General features: G+C 74.2%; 4 protein-coding genes. All 4 read right to left on the minus strand.

Annotated elements, in window-relative coordinates:
- The coding region (locus tag HMPREF3105_RS11715) for a DivIVA domain-containing protein (RefSeq protein WP_141762534.1) at nucleotides 1-223 on the minus strand (223 nt) is incomplete at its 3' end.
- Nucleotides 224-362: 139 nt separating this feature from the next.
- On the minus strand, nucleotides 363-659 hold the full coding sequence (locus HMPREF3105_RS11720) for a YggT family protein (RefSeq protein WP_036314180.1): 297 nt from the start codon (nucleotides 657-659) through the stop codon (nucleotides 363-365).
- A 7-nt stretch (nucleotides 660-666) separates the two neighbouring features.
- A complete protein-coding gene (sepF, locus tag HMPREF3105_RS11725) occupies nucleotides 667-1,299 on the minus strand; it encodes a cell division protein SepF (protein WP_036314178.1) in 633 nt (210 codons plus the stop codon).
- A 110-nt stretch (nucleotides 1,300-1,409) separates the two neighbouring features.
- A partial coding sequence (locus tag HMPREF3105_RS11730) for an alanine racemase (RefSeq protein WP_210401455.1) occupies nucleotides 1,410-1,686 on the minus strand: 277 nt, incomplete at its 5' end.

Here is a 1,686-nt window from a genome sequence, read left to right on the forward strand (position 1 = left end):
CGGCGGCCTCCGGGGTGTCCGCAGCGGGGCCGGCGGCCGGGGCGGCGCCGCCGGCGCGCAGCTCCGCGTTCTCGGACTCGAGCTGCTCGTTGAGGGCGATCAGGCGCTTGAACTCCGCCACGATCTCGTCGAGGAAGTCATCCACCTCGGTCTGGTCGTAGCCCTCGCGGAACTTCGTGGGCTGGAACTGCTTGTTGACCACGTCTTCCCAGGACAGCGCCATGGAACCGTCTCGCTCTCTGCTCGGTGCTCGGGGACGGCCGGGCGGCCCGGCGCGTCGGCGGTCGGCGCGCCGGTGAGGGGCGGCGCCGATCCTGCCGCGAAGACTACCACCGGGGCGGGGAACCGCCCCGGGCCGCGGGTCAGGCCACGCCGGCCAGGCTCAGCACCAGGACCCGCAGCAGGACGACGCCGAGGAACACGATGAGGAAGGCCACGTCCAGGCCGATGCCGCCCAGGTTCACCGGCGGCACGGCACGACGCACGGGGCGCAGCAACGGATCGGTGGCCCCGTACACGCCGCTGGCCAGCATGAGGGCCGCCCCGGTGGGGCGCCAGTGGCGGACGAACGACTGCGTGACGTCCAGGACGATCCGCACGGTCAGCGCCGCGAGCACCACCGTCAGGGCGATGTAGGCGAGGGCGAGGAGCAGCTGCATGGGCGCCTCAGTCGCCGTCGAACGGGGAGTCGGCCGCGCCGGACTCGCCCTGCTCGGCGCCGACGACGTCCACGGTGGCCGGGGTCAGCAGGAACACCTTGCTGGTGATGCGGGAGATCGAGCCGTGCAGGCCGAAGACGAGGCCGGCCGCGAAGTCCACGAGGCGCTTGGCCTCGTTCTCACCGAGGTCGGTCACGTTCATGATCACGGGGACGCCGGAGCGGAAGGCCTCGCCGATCGCCTTCGCGTCGTTGTAGGAGCGGGGGTGGACGGTGGAGAGGGTGTGCACGGAGGCTCCTTCGGCAGACGACGCTGCGGCTCGCTTGATGGGGGTCACCGGGGCCCGGTAGCCCGGGTCGACCGGCTCGGGACGCGCCGGACGCCGGGGTTCGACGGGATCGGCCGCGGTGGAGCCGGACGGGGTCACGGGCTCCGGCCGCTCGGCCGGCTCGGGATCGCGGACCGCAGCCGGGCGGACGGCCTCCATGTGGGGGTCGGTGTCCGGCTCCGCGGGGCGGCGCGCCTCGACGACCTCGTGTCGGGGCGCGGTCTCCCGCTCGGCCGCACGCGGCTGCTCGTCGTACTCGTCGCCGTCGGCCAGGCCGAGGTAGATCATCGTCTTCTTCAGGGCACCAGCCATGAGTCTTCCTTCACCACGTCCTCCGGCCCCGGGGGCCGCCGTCGTTCGTCGTCGGTGCGCGTGCGTCCGCACGGTCCTGTCGCGTCCCGCCGGGACGCGCGGGGTCAACGTTAGCCCACCGCGTCCCGGGCCCCCAGAACGTCGGAGCCGATGCGCACCTGTGTCGCCCCGGCGCGCACGGCCGCCTCGAGGTCCGCGCTCATCCCCATGGACAGTGCGGTGGCCTCCGGATGCGTCTGCCGCAGGCGCGCGCCGAGTGCGGCAAGGCGGCGGAACGCGTGCTCCGGGTCCAGGCCGCGCGGTGCCACGCACATCAGCCCGCCCAGCCGCAGGCCCGGCAGGCCTGCGATGACGTCCGCGAGGGCGGGGACGTCCTCGGGGCGGGCG

The organism is Micrococcus sp. HMSC31B01 (assembly GCF_001816085.1).
Classification (GTDB): Bacteria; Actinomycetota; Actinomycetes; order Actinomycetales; family Micrococcaceae; genus Micrococcus; species Micrococcus luteus.

Excerpts from the sequence above, each read along its gene's own strand:
- HMPREF3105_RS11720 (WP_036314180.1), bottom strand. The coding sequence starts at position 659 with ATGCAGCTGCTCCTCGCCCTCGCCTACATCGCCCTGACGGTGGTGCTC.
- sepF (WP_036314178.1), bottom strand. The coding sequence starts at position 1,299 with ATGGCTGGTGCCCTGAAGAAGACGATGATCTACCTCGGCCTGGCCGAC.